Genomic DNA, 15,167 nt, shown 5'->3' with positions numbered 1-15,167 from the left:
TTATTTGCGACATACAATAAACGGAATCTAAAAATGGTTACGTACTCAAGTTTTGTGGTTATTGCTCTTTATGTGCTAACTACTTTGTTTATCAGCTACTTAGTTAATAGGCGCTATAGCGTCGGTGGCGACTTTTCGACTGGTGGAAAACAGTTTGGTTGGTTTACGGCAGGTGTGTCGATTCTTGCAACCTACATCAGCGCAATGACGTTCGTTGGCATGCCGGGCTGGGTTTATAGCTCAGGTATGGAAGCGATGAGCGTACATTTGAACTATCCAATAGTGATCTTTTTCACTGTGCTTTTCTTTGTTCCGGTGTTTTACAAGCTCGGCCTAACCTCGATTTACGAATACCTAGAGCACCGCTTTGGCGTTGTTGCTCGCACGATCAATTCCATCGTGTTCATTGTGGTTCAGTGTATTTCGGCAGGGGTTATTCTGTATGCGGTAGCTCTTATCTTAGTGCAAGTGCTGCCGGTGAGTATCTCTGAGGCGATCATCTATATCAGCGTGTTTACTGCGTTGTATACCTATGCGGGGGGTATCTCGACTGTAATCTGGACTGACATGCTTCAGTCAGCAGTGTTGATTATCGGCAGCATTGCGATCTTTGTTTTATTGCTGATGAAAATCGATGCGGGCGAGATGTTGTCTCCTGAACATTTGAATATCATCAATCTCGATTTTGACTTAGGCGTCGATACCACATTGTGGGCCGGCGTAGTGGCTGTGAGCTTTTTGCACCTGAGTGTTTATGGCACTAACCAACTGATTATTCAAAGAACATTGGCGACCAAGTGCGTTAAAACAGCGCAAAAATCGATGCTGCTTTGTGGCTACGGCGCATTTTTTGTTTATCTGTTCTTTGCTGTGATGGGGGTGCTGTTAAGTGTCTTTTATCAAGACAGCAGTTTTGATAACAGCAACGAAGTGATTCTCGATTTTGTGTTTAACCATACCAACCCAATCATTGTTGGTTTGGTGATCTCAGCACTTTCGGCAGCGGCCATGTCGACATTGGATTCCACTTATAACTCTATGGCGACGGTCGCAACGTTCGATTTCTATAAGCGCTTTTTCCGCAAGCAAGCCTCTGACGCGCACTATGAATCGGTTGCTAGAAAAATGAGCCTGGTTGCTGCAGCGTCGGTTGTTGTGCCTGCATTACTGGCTGTTTCTAATGAATCTGTACTTAAAACCATTGCGAGCCTAACCTCGATTTTTGTCGGTATTCGCCTTGGCTCTTTCATCTTGGGTTTGTTCTTCAAACAAGCAAACGAGAAAGGAGTAATTGCGGGCAGTATTGGCAGTGTGGCTGTCGTATTCATCGCCAAATACAGCGGAATAGCTTGGCCTTGGTTTGCCTTGATTGGCACTGTGGTTTTCTTAGTGTTAGGTGTTGTTGTGAGCCGCTTCTGGGGAGAGGTAACCGAGCAACAAAATGAATTTATAGCCAAGCAAAAGCATTTGTTTGCAAAGCCTACCGCGAGTCATTATGGCTTGTTGGTGTTCGCTGTTGTGACGATTGCTGCTTGTACTGTTATCCCTGATTGGCTTTATGCCGCTCTTTCTTAATTGACCGATTTTTTACTGGTATATCTATGTTATCGATCTTTGATATCTACAAAATTGGTGTTGGGCCATCGAGCTCTCACACCAACGGCCCAATGATTGCGGGTTTCCATTTCACACAATTAATCGCTGATAAAATCGCTGAAGTGACGCGTGTTCAGGTGGATTTATACGGTTCTTTGTCATTGACTGGCATAGGTCACCACACCGACAGAGCTACAATATTGGGGCTACTTGGCAATAAGCCAGACACCATTAAAATCACCAGCGCAAACCAAGCAATGCGTCATGCAGTAGACAGTGGTGAGATGGATTTAGCGGGCACAAAGCATATTGCCTTCAACTACGAAACCGACATGGTGTTCCACAAAGACAACCTGCCTCTGCATGAAAATGGCATGATGATTACTGCGTTCGACCAGAGTGGAAACGTGATTGTCGATGAAACTTATTATTCGATTGGCGGCGGTTTTATCGCAACTGCTGATGAACTGCAAAATGGTACTCAAACCCTAGCGGTAGTAGTTCCTTTCCCGTTCAAAAACGCCGATGAAATGCTTCAACAAGCTGACAATAGTGGGATGAGCCTCGGTGGTATGATTCTAAAAAATGAAGCGGAGTTCGAAGGCACTGACATTATTTCAGAGAAAGCGGATCAAATCTGGCGAGTGATGAGTCGTTGTATGGAGCGTGGCTTTGAAACCGAAGGCATTCTTGATGGTGGTTTGAACGTAACTCGTCGTGCGCCTAACCTACTGAAAAAGTTAGAAGCGAATGCGGCGGTTGAAAACGACCCAATGGAAATCATGGATTGGATTAACTTGTTTGCGTTTGCGGTTAGCGAAGAAAATGCCGCAGGTGGCCAAGTGGTAACATCACCAACTAATGGTGCGGCGGGCGTTATTCCTGCTGTGTTGATGTACTACCATCGCTTCATTAAAGAGTTGGATACCAAGCAGTTAAAAGACTTCTTAGCGGTATCGGGCGCGATTGGTATTCTGTACAAAACCAACGCTTCAATTTCTGGTGCGGAAGTTGGGTGCCAAGGTGAAGTAGGGGTGTCGTCTTCTATGGCGGCGGCTGGTTTAACGGCACTTCGTGGTGGCAGCAATGAACAGATCTGTATTGCGGCGGAAATCGCGATGGAACACTCGTTGGGTATGACCTGTGACCCAATTGGCGGCTTGGTTCAAGTACCGTGTATTGAGCGAAATGCGATGGGCGCGATGAAAGCCATCAACGCATCACGCATGGCTTTGAAGCGTAATAGTAAATCTTTGATCTCGTTAGATAAGGTCATTGCGACCATGTATCAAACGGGTAAAGATATGAACAAGAAATATCGTGAAACATCACTCGGTGGTTTAGCCTTGATCCATCTGGCTCACCCTTGTGAATAGCTAAGCCAGTTAACCCAGTAAATAATAACGTTAAGCCCAGAGCTTTAGACTTTAGAAATCTATCGCGGCTGGGCTTTTTGTTTGATGTGTTTTAGGTGTTTTCGGGAGAGACAGTTAGCTAATCTGAAAGCGGCAATCGATAGCTGTTTTTCAACTCTTTTACTGAGATGTTCGACTGAATCGCACTCACGCCTTTGACTCTTCTGATCGAGCTAATACGCTCAAAGTACTCTTCCAAATCTTTCGCCAACACTTGCACCATGTAATCGGCGCCGCCTGCAATGCAGTGACACATTGGAATCCAATCGGTTACCGCGACAAACTCTTCGAACGGTTCTGTGTTTTCTACTTCATGGTTGCCTAAAGTCACAAGAGTAAAACCCGCCACATGAAAGCCTAATTTCTTACGATTCAGCTTAGCGGCGTAACCATCGATATAGCCAGTTTCTTCCATGCGTTTCCAACGACGCCAGCATGGGGTTTCGCTGAGGTTGACCTTCTCTGCGAGCTTGCTGTTGCTCATGCGTCCGTCTTTCTGGATATGCTCTAAGATGGCGATATCTGTGTCATCTAATACTTCTTTGGTGGATTCTTTCTGTTTCATGGCTATTTTAGAAAAGTCTTGCTCAAATTTGGATTAATATTAGCCTATATAGCAATTTAATTCCTAGTCGAATCTGTAAACTCTCTCCCTATAAATACTTTACTTATTAGGAGTGAGAGGAAATGAGCTCTCAATTAATGCTGGCGTTCTTGCTATTTTCAACATCAATTGCAATTACCCCTGGGGCAGGCAATATCGCATTACTTGGGATTTCAAGTCGTTATGGATTTGCTGCGACTTTACCTTTTATCTCTGGGAACGCTGTTGGCATCATCATCGTACTGGCAGGTTCTAGTGTCGGTTTGGTGAGCCTATTTACCCTTTATCCAGAGCTATACAGCATTTTGAAATACGCGGGTGCGGCTTACTTGCTGTTCATGGCATGGTCGATTGCGAATATGCAAATCGAAGAAAGCACTACCGACAATCGTTCAGGTTTCATGTCTGGTGTGTTGGTGCAGGTGTTAAACCCTAAAGGTTGGATAGCGTCATTAACCGTGTTTTCACAGTTCATTACTCCGAACGCAGATTACTTGATTCAAGTCGTGACCATTATAGCGGGTATGGTTATTACCGGTGTGCCGTGCATGTTGGTGTGGGCGTATTGCGGCACCATGCTGAAAAAATTACTGCAATCACCAAAACAGATGATGTTTGTGAACCGTTGCTTGGGTGGAAGCTTAGCGATGGTGGTTGCCTTCATGCTTTATCAACCTGCATAAATCTCAAAGAAAAAAAACCACTCCTAAATCCATAGGAGTGGCGTCTAAATGTCGACTAAGTCGTTAACAGTAAAGAATTAAGTTAACAAATATTTAAGGAACTTGAGTTAAAAGCTTTAAGCTTTTCAGTGTAAAGATTAAGCGGTTTCAGCCTCTTTAACTGGAGCTGAGTTACGGATTAGGTGGTCAAATGCACCTAAGCTTGCTTTTGCACCTTCACCCATCGCAATGATGATCTGTTTGTAAGGTACGGTTGTTACGTCACCCGCGGCAAACACACCTTTCATTGATGTTGCGCCATGAGCGTTAATTTCAATTTCACCGCGTGGTGAAAGTTCTACCTTTGAACCCTTCAACCATTCGCTGTTTGGCATCAGGCCGATTTGAACAAAGATACCCGCAAGTTCAATCTGTTTAAGTTCATCGGTGTTGCGGTCTTTGTATTCCAGACCGGTTACACGGTTGCCATCACCAATCACTTGCGTTGTTTGTGCCATCTTGATGATTTCGATGTTTGGTGTTGCGTTCGCTTTGTCGATAAGCACTTGGTCGGCACGTAGTGTGTCTGCAAATTCAAGTACGGTTACGTGTTCAACGATACCCGCTAAATCAATTGCCGCTTCGATGCCTGAGTTACCACCACCAATAACCGCTGTTTTCTTACCTTTGAATAAAGGACCGTCACAGTGTGGGCAGTAAGCGACGCCTTTATTGTGGTACTCTTGCTCACCCGGAACGTTCATTTCACGCCAGCGAGCACCGGTACTTGTGATAACCGTGCGAGCTCGTAGTGTTGCGCCGCTCTCTAGCTCAACGTGGATGTAGCCGTCTTCAGTGTCTTCTGCTGCAATGATGTTTGCAGCGCGCTGCTCAGTCATCACTTCAACACCGTACTCTTTTACGTGCTCTTCAAGGCTTGCCACTAATTTAGGGCCAGTTGTCGCTTTCACTGAGATAAAGTTCTCAATCGCCATGGTGTCCATCACTTGGCCGCCGAATCGGTCAGCAACCACACCTGTGCGAATGCCTTTACGTGCAGCATAAATTGCCGCTGAAGAACCTGCAGGGCCGCCGCCGACAACCAATACATCAAAGGGTGCTTGTTGGTTTAGGTTTGCTGCTTTCTTTTGTGCTGCGCCTGAATCAACCTTGTTCAGGATCTCTGCCAGTGACATACGACCTTGACCAAATAGCTCACCATTAACGAATACACTTGGTACTGCCATGATGTCGCGAGACTTCACTTCATCTTGGAATGCTGCGCCATCAATCATTGTTGTCTTAACCAGAGGGTTAATCGCCGACATCATGTTGAATGCCTGAACCACTTCTGGACAGTTTTGGCATGAGAGTGAGATGAAAATCTCTACATTAAGCTCTTGGTCGAGCTCTTTAATTTGTTCGATTACGTCCGCTTCAAGCTTGATAGGGTGACCACCACTATGAAGCAGTGCTAGAACCAGTGACGTAAATTCGTGACCCATTGGCAAACCGGCAAAACCGATCGCTGTGCCTTTCTCTTGGTTCACTACCTGCATGATAGGGCTACGAGTGCTCGCGCTATCATCACGGATCACTTCAATTTTGTCGGTTAAAGACGCGATGTCATTCGCCAGATCTTGAAGTTTGTTCGCGGTGTCGCTGCCATCCAGGCTAAGGACTAACTGAACATTGGTTTTTAGGTTTTCTAGGTATGCTTTTAGCTGCTGCTTCATTGCTTGATCTAACATAATCGTGCCTGCTCTTAAATTCTGTGTCTTGGTATTGACCAATACCTTCTTGCTGAAAAAGGAAAATAAAAAGGGGGCGCAAGTCGGCAAATATTGTGGTGTTGATGTTTTGAAAGGGTGGCGCGCGACTGCCCTTTAGGAGGGGGGCCGAAGCGCGCCTGTAGAACCGTTTAGCTATTCTTGTTAGCTAGGCTTAGATTAAATCTTGCCTACTAGGTCTAGAGATGGAGCTAGAGTCTCTTCGCCTTCTTTCCATTTAGCTGGGCAAACTTCACCTGGGTTAGCGGCTACGTATTGTGCTGCTTTAACCTTGCGTAGTAGGTCTTCTGCGTCACGGCCGATGCCTTCAGCTGTGATTTCCATTGCTTGGATAACGCCTTCAGGGTCGATTAGGAACGTTGCACGGTCTGCAAGGCCTTGACCTTCACGCATAACGTTGAAGTTATTTGTGATGTTGCCTGTTTGGTCGCCTACCATGAAGTATTCGATAGTGCCGATTTTGTCAGAAGTATCGTGCCATGCTTTGTGAGAGAAGTGAGTGTCAGTTGATACTGAGTAAACTTCTACGCCGCGAGATTGAAGCTCTGCGTATTTGTCTTGCAGGTCAACTAGCTCAGTTGGACATACAAATGTGAAGTCTGCTGGGTAGAAGAAGAATACAGCCCACTTGCCTTTAACGTCTTGCTCAGTGATTTCTACGAATTCGCCGTTTTTGAATGCTGTTGCGTTGAATGGTTTGATTTCTGTGTTGATCATGATTTGACTCTCTTTCTAATTTGTAGTGTTTAACGCTATCCCGCGTCGATGTAGATATATTGCATTGCCACCGAAAATTAGTGAAATCGGACATTTCTATAGATTCAATAGGCGAATCCTATCTTCGAAAGGAAAAGGCTATCGGTAAAAGCTATCAACAAAAACAATTAACAAAAGCCATCAAACATCAGCAATCCCCAATTTGAGTAGCTATGCTCTTTAGGTTGTTCTCTATATTGGGCTTATCTTTATTGGTGTGCGTATCTATGTGTCTATGTAGGTAAAGGTAGATATGGTTTCTTTACGTCAGTTGAGTTGTGATACCAAATTGGTGAATAACAAAAAATTATCATTAATATAAATTATGATAATTTCAGTTAATTATCGCGTGTACCTATACTCTCTTCATCGAAACGAAACACCGAAGCTAGACTTCGAAAAGCACAGAATTTAAAACGAATTTGGAGTAAGTTATGAAAATGAATCACGTAGGCATCATGGTGGGTGACATGGACCAAGCAGTCGAGTTTTACACGAAAGCGCTAGGTCTAAGAATCGTAATGAACAACACTAAAGTGATGGAAGAGCGCGAATCAGCAATCGGCCGTATGTGTATCGCTGTGTTCGGTGAAGGCTTTAAAGGCTTCAACATTGCTCACCTAGTAACATCTGATGGTATCGGTGTTGAGCTATTTGAAATGAAAGAGCGCCAAGAGCGTCACGAAGTTGATTTCTCTCGTCTAGGTATCTTCCATTTCTGTCTACAGCTTCCAAAAGAGCAGTTTCACTCAGCGATTAAACGTGTTGAAGAATTTGGCGGTAAGGTTCGTATGGACATCATGCGTTACCACCCAGAAGACGAGTTGAAGCAAGCACAAATGGTTTACCTAGAAGACCCGTTTGGCAACCTATTCGAGTTCTACTCGCACTCATACGAAGATACGTACGCGACTGATTACGAGTAATCGCGTTATCTACCTGCCATAAGGTAGAAAAACCGAAACACCCCCTAAAGAGGATTGGTAGCGATACCAATCCTTTTTTGTGTTTGTAGGGCTTAATTTCGGAACATCGAATAAAACATCTGTTGCACTAAAACAAGCCGACAATGTTGCTCTTTAGTGCAGTATTCCCTTGATGGAAAAATTAACTGATTGATAAATATAATGTTAAACCATTGGCATATATGTTGCTTTATTCCCTTTCTGTAAATTGTATACAATAAAAAATACATTAAGGAAGTCACATGGAACAGAACAGTGAATTGATCTACGGATTGGATGACCGACCATCAGTTAAAGCAGCCAGTTACGCGGCACTGCAGCATGTATTAGCCAGCTTTGTTGGCATTATCACACCCACGCTCATTATTGGCGGTGTTTTAGGGTTGGGTGAACACATCCCTTATCTGATCAGCATGGCACTGATGGTGTCTGGGGTAGGTACCTTTATCCAAGCTAGAAAAATAGGGCCAGTTGGCGCAGGGATGATTTGTGTCCAAGGAACCAGCTTTGCGTTCTTAGGATCTGTATTAGGTGCGGGCTTCCTTGTTAAAGCGAATGGCGGTGGCCCGGATGAAATGCTGGCCACCATTTTTGGTGTTTGCTTCTTCGGTGCGTTTGTCGAAATTGTCCTATCGCGTTTTATCGAAAAGCTGAAAGTGGTGATCACGCCCGTTGTGACCGGAATCGTTATCACCACGATTGGTATCTCTTTGATTAAAGTTGGCGTCACAGATATTGCTGGTGGCGTTGGCGCCGAAGATTTTGGTTCTGGAAGCAATCTGATGTTGGGTGCCATAGTCCTCGGAACCATAGTCGTGCTTAACCTGAGTAACAATAATATGGTTAGGCTGTCGTCGATTTTAGTTGGGTTGGTAGTTGGCTGGGGCGTTGCCATTTTGATGGGTAAAGCGTCTATGGTTTCTTTTGCTTCTCAACCGCTATTGAGTATTCCTGTCCCATTTAAATATGGCTTCGCTTTTGATTGGCAAGCCTTCCTGCCTATCGCTTTTATTTACTTGATTACTGTTATAGAAACTACGGGTGACCTTACCGCCAACAGCATGTTCTCAGGGCAGCCGGTTAAAGGGCCTAAATACCTCAATCGACTCAAGGCTGGCGTGCTGGGTGACGGCGTGAACTCACTTATCGCTGCGGTATTCAATACTTTTCCGAACACGACTTTCAGCCAGAACAACGGTGTGATCCATTTTACGGGGATCGCGAGTCGCTACATCGGCTATTTCATTGCCGCGATTCTTTTTCTGTTAGGGCTATTTCCCATCTTAGGTGCGGTATTAATGACGATTCCAAAGCCAGTCTTAGGCGGGGCGACATTAGTGATGTTCGGTACGGTTGCTGCTGCGGGCATCAAGATTATTGCAAATGAAAAACTGGATCGTCGCAGAATTATGACGATTGCCATCTCACTAGGCTTAGGGCTTGGGGTAATGCTGGTGCCGGATTTATTGAAAGAAGCGCCGAAGATAGCACAAAGCATATTTGGCTCACCTGTAACCATGTCTGGTATTGCCGCGCTTGTGATTACCGGGTTGATGTCTTTGGTGCCTGAAACTAGAGAGAAACCGATCTCGGATGTAGTTCAAACCAGCAAAGCGTAACGGGCTTCTTCGTGCTGAACTAAGGATGTTTAACTAGAGCCACATGAAATATGTGGCTCTGAATTTTAACTTATTGTGTGACGTGTTGGTATCTCACTTAATTTGGTAAATAACATAAAATTATCATTAATATAAATTATGATAATTTCAGTTAATCAGCATATCTCCATATACTCTTTCCATCGAAACGGAAGACCGAAGCAGTCTTCGAAAAATACAGAATTAAAGAGAATTTGGAGAAAGTTATGAAAATGAATCACGTAGGTATCATGGTTGGCGACATGGACAAAGCAGTAGAGTTTTACACGAAAGCTTTAGGTCTAAGAGTCGTAATGAACAACACCAAAGTGATGGAAGAGCGCGAATCAGCAATCGGCCGCATGTGTATCGCTGTGTTCGGTGAAGGCTTTAAAGGCTTCAACATTGCTCACCTAGTAACATCTGATGGCATCGGTGTTGAGCTGTTCGAAATGAAAGAGCGCCAAGAGCGTCACGAAGTTGATTTCTCTCGCTTAGGTATCTTTCACTTCTGTCTACAGCTGCCAAAAGAGCAGTTTCACTCAGCGATTAAGCGTGTTGAAGAGTTTGGCGGTAAGGTTCGTATGGACATCATGCGCTACCACCCAGAAGACGAACTAAAACAAGCACAAATGGTTTACCTAGAAGACCCGTTTGGCAACCTGTTCGAATTCTACTCGCACACATACGAAGACACGTACGCGACTGACTACGAGTAATAACGTTATCTACCTGGCATAAGGTAGAAAAACCGAAACACCCCCTAAAGAGGATTGGTAGAGATACCAATCCTTTTTTTGTTTGCGGTGGTTAAGGAACTAAAGAGTCTACTCCACTATTGGATGATGCTAAGTTCGACCTGAGTTTCATGTGGAAATGAGCTTAATGGGGATACCCATGTCGGTAACCGATCAACCCTTTTGTGTGATTCAAAAGAGTTGATACAGGTTACGAGCAAACCTCTTAGTAACCGTCTCTTGTTTAACGGTTTTCCTTTTCATAGTGGTTTGTGATTGCTTCAAAAGCGGCTAAACGAGGTAAGTTGGTTGACCTTGCTGCATTTGAGGCTGATTGTGCTGATGAAAACGTCGCGATAACAAGGTTTTGTTCTTGGTTGATGTATAGGTGTTGACCATACACACCTCTAAAGGTCGCGATTCCTTTTTCGCTATCATGAACCCACAAATAGTTTTTGTACCCTTCAAGCCACTGGTCGTAAACACCTGAATCTTTGTCTTTGTAAATACTGCGATCCATATGTTTTCTCTCATCTTCAGTTAGATTGAAGGTATCTTCTATCCATGCTTTGGAAAAGACTTGTTGTCCATTGAAACTTCCGTCGTTGGCAATAGCGATACCGACTCTGGCAAAGTCTCTTAGTGTCGTTGCGAATCCACCTGTGGCAATTGGAGTGAATGTCATATCAGCCATAAGGGTTGCATCGTGTTCAACGCCAAGCTTGTACCAGATGTTTTCAGCAATAAAATCTTGTAGCGGTTGTCCCGATACTCGAGTTATGAGCCACCCAGCAACGTCAACATTAGGTGAATGGTATTCATATTTGTGGTTCACCGCCAAATCTGGATTTTGCTCAAAATCAGGAGCAAATTCTAATACGCCTCTCGGGGTATCGTCCTTAGTTGGATCAAGCATCATTAAGTCATATGCAGGTACTAAGCCTAAGCGACGAAAGTACTCAAAGTGCATAGTGCCAGGGGTGATATTGGCATAGTCTTCGCTGTAGTCTAGAGCTGATGTCATGTTCAGAACAGTTCTCACGGTTTGCTTCCCGAAATGACTGCCTCGTAATTCTTCAATATAGCTTTCAACGGTTTTATTGGGATCTAGCTTACCTTGCTCAACGAGAATACCAATAGCCTGACCAATGAGTGATTTAGTGCTTGATGCCCACATGTGGTGATCTTTAGGTCCAAAAGTACCAAAGTACTCTTCATCAACAATTTGACCGTCTTTGATAACGATATAACCATCAGTGCGGTCATTTAACATTGCTTCTTTGACGGTGTAATTTTGTTCAGCATATTGGAACTGAAGTTGAGCAATATTTTGGTCTAGTCTTTCTGGTAATACTGAAACATTGCCATCACGAGGGACCATTAATGTTGGGTGAATCCCCATATTTTGGAAAGCCCAATGGTTGTAATCAGGGTGCATCCAATTTCCTAATGTCACCTGCTCATTTGCATCCGTCAAAACAGAGTACATTGCAGTCGCATTGTCGTTTGCAGATACCGCGAATGCTGAGATGGACGCCAAAATTGCGATCGATTTTAATTTCATATTTATAGCCCTTGTTTATTCCTAATCATCTTTGGACACATAATATGTTTGTTAAAAGATACACACGAATACATAATGTACGCATTACCCATACATTGGTGTTGAGGGGCAGTTATGGTCACATTGGAGCAACTCTCTTGTTTTAAAGCGGTATACGAGCTTAATAGCTACAGTAAAGCCGCAAGATCAACGGATAAAACAAGAGCTACGGTTCGAGAAAGAGTCAAAGCGTTAGAAGATATTTTGGGTTTTGAGCTATTTGAGATTCAGGGTAAAACAGTGGTCCCGACTAAGAGCGCGAGACATTTGTATGTTAGAGCTGACAACTTGATCAGACAGTCAAAAGAGTTTTATAGCGTTGCCTTGTCTACTTTTTCTACTGATGTCACTTCCATCGTCTTACACCATGATGATTTAATACCCCTGTGTTTACTGTCCGATATCGATGACGCGATTGAGCGTGAGTTTCCTGATATTTCGATAAATTGGCTGCAAAGAGACCGAGGTTCAAGCTTTAAAGATATCGAAGCAGGTGATGCACTATTTTCAATTATGCCGACTATTGGTCAGATCTTTCCGAACACTAAAGTTGGAGTCGTTAATTTAGGCACCTATCAATATGCCCCCTTTACTTCAATGGAATCTGGCATCTCCCATCAGGCTATCGATCTTAATGAGTTAACCACTGAGGATTTCCTGCTGACCGAAAACTCTGTATTGAATGAAATGAGATATGCGAACATCAGTAATCGAAAGCACCTTGTTTCGAATAACGATATGTTGTTAAACAAGATTCAAAAAAAGGGTTGGACGCTCTTAAGTACTGCAAATGCGCAAGATTTTGTCGATGCAGGGAAGTTGAGAAAGATAAACGTCAAGGAAACACTAGTGAACTTGAGGCAAGAGATGGTGTTGTTTTATCCGCTGCATTCAGAGATGAATAAAACAAGAAGCCGAATTATTGAAATAGCCAAGGAATGCGCCGCTGTTTTTGCTAACGGCCGTTACTCATAACCTCTATGGCTTAACGATATCGTGAAGATCTGTGTTAGCTCAGAACAGAGAGCCGATTCAGAATTTCGTATTAAAGCTTGGCATGCTATTCGAATTCTACTCGTACACATACGAAGATACCTACGCGATTGATTACGGACAATTGCGCTTAAGGCAGAAAAGTCGAAACACCTCTTAAAGAGGATTGGTATAGATACCAATCTTCTTTTTTGGGTTGGTTATGATGGACATGGTTCGACTTATACATCGTCATCAGCTAAATACCTTCTGCTGACGTACGAGATACAAAAACTAAAGAGCAGTTCCGAAATGCTCAGTGAGGAAATCCAAAAACACTCGAACCTTGCTCGGAACTAGCTGGCGGTTTTGATAGATTGCGTATGTGCTGGTTTCATAGTTACATGGGCTAAACGTAAACTCAGGAAGCAATTGCACCAATTTGCCTATTTTAAGTTCTTCTTCAATCGCCCATTGTGGGAGCAGGGCAATACCACCACCGTTCGATATCAATTGCTTTTGCCCGTTCACAGAGTCGACTTCCATGTAATAAGAGATGTCGATTTTTTGCGGTTTTTTATCCAATACAAACCAATCATGCCACCCCTTGTAGCCATAAACTAAGCAGTCATGTTTTGCTAGATCTTCAACATGTTGAGGGGCTTTGTTTCTTCTTACATAGTCAGGACTGGCGCATAGAATAAAGTTGTTTTGGACGAGCTTCTTAGCGATCAAATTAGAATCAGGCAGTCGGCCACTGCGAATCGCGATATCCACATTTTCCTCGATCAAATCGACCACTCTTTCTGTGATTTCAATTTCAATATCGACCTCGGGAAAGGCAGCCCTAAAGATAGGAACAAGGGGCAAGATTTTGCTTTCTCCAAACGCAACGGTCGTGCTTATTTTGAGGCTCCCTCTCGGCGAGTGATGCAATGCGCTGACGACTCGTTTCGCTTCATCAAACTCGCCCGTAATTCGCTTGGAATATTGATAGAACAATTGACCTGCTTCAGTGACCCCTACGTTGCGTGTCGAGCGCTCTAACAGTCGCACATTGAGTTCTTCTTCCAACGCCGAGAGCTGTCGTGAGATAGAAGAGGGCTGAATATCAAAAATCCGACTGGCTTTGGAGATACTTCCTTGTTCAACCACGCAGTTGAAATAGGCAAGACGATTGAAAAGGCTCATGTGTATTCCTCATTAAACGACGGTTTCAGTTCTTTCAAAATGCAGCCTTCTAAATAAGATGGTTGGCGCCCGCAGCATAAGTGACATTGATGTTTTAACTGTTCTTTAATGTTAGCTTAATTGCTTATAAAGCAAAACTGAATTGCTTCTCGGCAGATTCAAACCTTAGGTTGTTGTCTTTATGATTCTCCACATCATTACCAACAACGAGCAATAATCATGAATGCAATTAAAACAGCCACTATCGCAGCCTGCTTTTCGGTAACAGCCCAACACTTGATAGAGAAACTCATTACGAGCGGAACCCGTGTCGTCGCTTTTGGGCGTATCGGCGATGAAGCAAGAGCAAAAAGTTTAGAAGATAAGTATTCAGGTCATCTTACCGTGTTACTTGGAGACCTTACGGATGAAGTGCAAAGCCAAGCGCTTGCTGCTGAGGCTTCAAAAATCTTAGGTCATATCGATGCTCACTTTCATTGCTCTGGCATTTATATCTGGAGTCATTGGACTGATGTGGAAGTGAGTAAAATGTCTGACTTATGGAACGCGAACTTTATGACGGCGTTTGTCTTCGGAAGAGAAATTTTTAAATTAATGAAGTCGCAAGGGAAAGGTTCAATGATGTTCGTTTCCGCTCGTGATACAGCACGTAACATACCCGCAGGATTCGGACCTTACATGGCATCTAAAATAGCATTGAATGCTTTGGTCGAAAGCTTGGCTGCAGAGGCGGCTTCATCTAATGTTCAAGTGAATGCGGTGTTGCCGACCATTGTTGATACTGAAGTAAATCGACAAGCACTTCCTGAGGCTGACCAATCTACTTGGGTAGATCCTGTAGATTTGGCAGATTTGATGATGGAGTTGACCCAACCGAATAAAACTTATCTAAGTGGCTCTCTAATAACCGTTAACAACAAGATGCATTAATCATAGGTTAGTAAGTTTGGATAGCGTTGTGCTATCTGCAACAAACTAGTAAACCGCCCTCTAAAGAGGATTGGTAGAGATACCAATCCTTTTTTGTTTGTGTGCTTTTTAAGTGCTCCATTATGTGAGGCGGTTAATAAATAAACAGCTCTAAGGCGTTGTTAAAGTTGACGTTTTGAAGATAAAACCTTTCATGAATATGACTGAAGCGAGCGTGTTTCATGAAAATATTGCGGAATCAAATTGGTGATAGCCCTCGCTGAGAACTCACAATACTCAGCTTAATACTGCTGAACCGCACTACAATGA

Annotated in this window: 13 protein-coding genes; 8 read left to right on the top strand and 5 right to left on the bottom strand. The window is 43.6% G+C overall.

The window, feature by feature from the left end; genetic code table 11:
- The first annotated feature begins 33 nt into the window (after positions 1 to 33).
- Entirely contained in the window at positions 34 to 1,575 is a 1,542-nt protein-coding gene (locus tag MSG35_RS09835) for a sodium/solute symporter (RefSeq protein WP_248383803.1), read from the top strand.
- Positions 1,576 to 1,601: 26 nt separating this feature from the next.
- Entirely contained in the window at positions 1,602 to 2,972 is a 1,371-nt protein-coding gene (locus MSG35_RS09830) for an L-serine ammonia-lyase (RefSeq protein WP_248383802.1), read from the top strand.
- A gap of 118 nt (positions 2,973 to 3,090) precedes the next feature.
- Here the strand turns inward: MSG35_RS09830 and MSG35_RS09825 are convergent, their stop codons facing one another.
- Positions 3,091 to 3,576, bottom strand: coding sequence for an Lrp/AsnC family transcriptional regulator (locus MSG35_RS09825; RefSeq protein ID WP_248369094.1), 486 nt, complete (start codon positions 3,574 to 3,576; stop codon positions 3,091 to 3,093).
- Between the two features lie 122 nt (positions 3,577 to 3,698).
- Here MSG35_RS09825 and MSG35_RS09820 point away from each other — a divergent pair, with 122 nt between their 5' ends.
- Entirely contained in the window at positions 3,699 to 4,298 is a 600-nt protein-coding gene (locus MSG35_RS09820) for a LysE family translocator (RefSeq protein ID WP_017065259.1), read from the top strand.
- A 137-nt stretch (positions 4,299 to 4,435) separates the two neighbouring features.
- On the opposite strand, the gene ahpF is transcribed toward MSG35_RS09820, so the two are convergent.
- Together ahpF and ahpC are read right to left on the bottom strand one after the other, a co-directional pair.
- Positions 4,436 to 6,028 carry an alkyl hydroperoxide reductase subunit F gene (ahpF, locus tag MSG35_RS09815; protein ID WP_248383801.1) on the bottom strand — a complete coding sequence of 531 codons (1,593 nt, stop codon included), beginning with the start codon at positions 6,026 to 6,028 and terminating at the stop codon, positions 4,436 to 4,438.
- A 198-nt stretch (positions 6,029 to 6,226) separates the two neighbouring features.
- Positions 6,227 to 6,784, bottom strand: a complete 558-nt coding sequence (gene ahpC, locus MSG35_RS09810; RefSeq protein WP_016798107.1) for an alkyl hydroperoxide reductase subunit C — start codon at positions 6,782 to 6,784, stop codon at positions 6,227 to 6,229.
- A 473-nt stretch (positions 6,785 to 7,257) separates the two neighbouring features.
- Here ahpC and MSG35_RS09805 point away from each other — a divergent pair, with 473 nt between their 5' ends.
- The 3 genes from MSG35_RS09805 (at position 7,258) to MSG35_RS09795 (ending at position 10,144) form a co-directional block, all read left to right on the top strand.
- A complete protein-coding gene (locus MSG35_RS09805; protein WP_016798106.1) occupies positions 7,258 to 7,749 on the top strand; it encodes a VOC family protein in 492 nt (163 codons plus the stop codon).
- Between the two features lie 281 nt (positions 7,750 to 8,030).
- The gene (locus tag MSG35_RS09800) at positions 8,031 to 9,407 is read left to right on the top strand and encodes a nucleobase:cation symporter-2 family protein (protein ID WP_248383800.1); all 1,377 of its coding nucleotides are present in this window, start codon (positions 8,031 to 8,033) and stop codon (positions 9,405 to 9,407) included.
- Positions 9,408 to 9,652: 245 nt separating this feature from the next.
- A complete protein-coding gene (locus MSG35_RS09795; protein ID WP_048609315.1) occupies positions 9,653 to 10,144 on the top strand; it encodes a VOC family protein in 492 nt (163 codons plus the stop codon).
- A 262-nt stretch (positions 10,145 to 10,406) separates the two neighbouring features.
- On the opposite strand, the gene MSG35_RS09790 is transcribed toward MSG35_RS09795, so the two are convergent.
- Positions 10,407 to 11,726, bottom strand: a complete 1,320-nt coding sequence (locus MSG35_RS09790) for a serine hydrolase (protein ID WP_248383799.1) — start codon at positions 11,724 to 11,726, stop codon at positions 10,407 to 10,409.
- A 114-nt stretch (positions 11,727 to 11,840) separates the two neighbouring features.
- Here MSG35_RS09790 and MSG35_RS09785 point away from each other — a divergent pair, with 114 nt between their 5' ends.
- Positions 11,841 to 12,740 (top strand): LysR family transcriptional regulator, encoded by a 900-nt coding sequence (locus tag MSG35_RS09785; RefSeq protein ID WP_052879817.1) that lies wholly within the window; start codon positions 11,841 to 11,843, stop codon positions 12,738 to 12,740.
- A gap of 291 nt (positions 12,741 to 13,031) precedes the next feature.
- Here MSG35_RS09785 and MSG35_RS09780 read toward each other — a convergent pair whose 3' ends face one another.
- Positions 13,032 to 13,928, bottom strand: coding sequence for a LysR family transcriptional regulator (locus MSG35_RS09780; RefSeq protein ID WP_248383798.1), 897 nt, complete (start codon positions 13,926 to 13,928; stop codon positions 13,032 to 13,034).
- Positions 13,929 to 14,147: 219 nt separating this feature from the next.
- On the opposite strand from MSG35_RS09780, the gene MSG35_RS09775 reads away from it, so the two are divergent.
- Positions 14,148 to 14,858: an SDR family oxidoreductase gene (locus MSG35_RS09775; RefSeq protein WP_248383797.1), complete on the top strand. Its 711-nt coding sequence runs from the start codon at positions 14,148 to 14,150 to the stop codon at positions 14,856 to 14,858.
- Positions 14,859 to 15,167 lie beyond the last annotated feature (309 nt).

Origin of the sequence: Vibrio sp. 1CM23M (genome assembly GCF_023161755.1) — a bacterium.
In the GTDB taxonomy this organism is placed as follows: domain Bacteria; phylum Pseudomonadota; class Gammaproteobacteria; order Enterobacterales; family Vibrionaceae; genus Vibrio; species Vibrio coralliirubri.
This window is presented reverse-complemented; position numbering and strand designations above follow the sequence as displayed.

Excerpts from the sequence above, each read along its gene's own strand:
- MSG35_RS09835 (WP_248383803.1), top strand. The coding sequence starts at position 34 with ATGGTTACGTACTCAAGTTTTGTGGTTATTGCTCTTTATGTGCTAACT.
- MSG35_RS09830 (WP_248383802.1), top strand. The coding sequence starts at position 1,602 with ATGTTATCGATCTTTGATATCTACAAAATTGGTGTTGGGCCATCGAGC.
- MSG35_RS09825 (WP_248369094.1), bottom strand. The coding sequence starts at position 3,576 with ATGAAACAGAAAGAATCCACCAAAGAAGTATTAGATGACACAGATATC.
- MSG35_RS09820 (WP_017065259.1), top strand. The coding sequence starts at position 3,699 with ATGAGCTCTCAATTAATGCTGGCGTTCTTGCTATTTTCAACATCAATT.
- ahpF (WP_248383801.1), bottom strand. The coding sequence starts at position 6,028 with ATGTTAGATCAAGCAATGAAGCAGCAGCTAAAAGCATACCTAGAAAAC.
- ahpC (WP_016798107.1), bottom strand. The coding sequence starts at position 6,784 with ATGATCAACACAGAAATCAAACCATTCAACGCAACAGCATTCAAAAAC.
- MSG35_RS09805 (WP_016798106.1), top strand. The coding sequence starts at position 7,258 with ATGAAAATGAATCACGTAGGCATCATGGTGGGTGACATGGACCAAGCA.
- MSG35_RS09800 (WP_248383800.1), top strand. The coding sequence starts at position 8,031 with ATGGAACAGAACAGTGAATTGATCTACGGATTGGATGACCGACCATCA.
- MSG35_RS09795 (WP_048609315.1), top strand. The coding sequence starts at position 9,653 with ATGAAAATGAATCACGTAGGTATCATGGTTGGCGACATGGACAAAGCA.
- MSG35_RS09790 (WP_248383799.1), bottom strand. The coding sequence starts at position 11,726 with ATGAAATTAAAATCGATCGCAATTTTGGCGTCCATCTCAGCATTCGCG.
- MSG35_RS09785 (WP_052879817.1), top strand. The coding sequence starts at position 11,841 with ATGGTCACATTGGAGCAACTCTCTTGTTTTAAAGCGGTATACGAGCTT.
- MSG35_RS09780 (WP_248383798.1), bottom strand. The coding sequence starts at position 13,928 with ATGAGCCTTTTCAATCGTCTTGCCTATTTCAACTGCGTGGTTGAACAA.
- MSG35_RS09775 (WP_248383797.1), top strand. The coding sequence starts at position 14,148 with ATGAATGCAATTAAAACAGCCACTATCGCAGCCTGCTTTTCGGTAACA.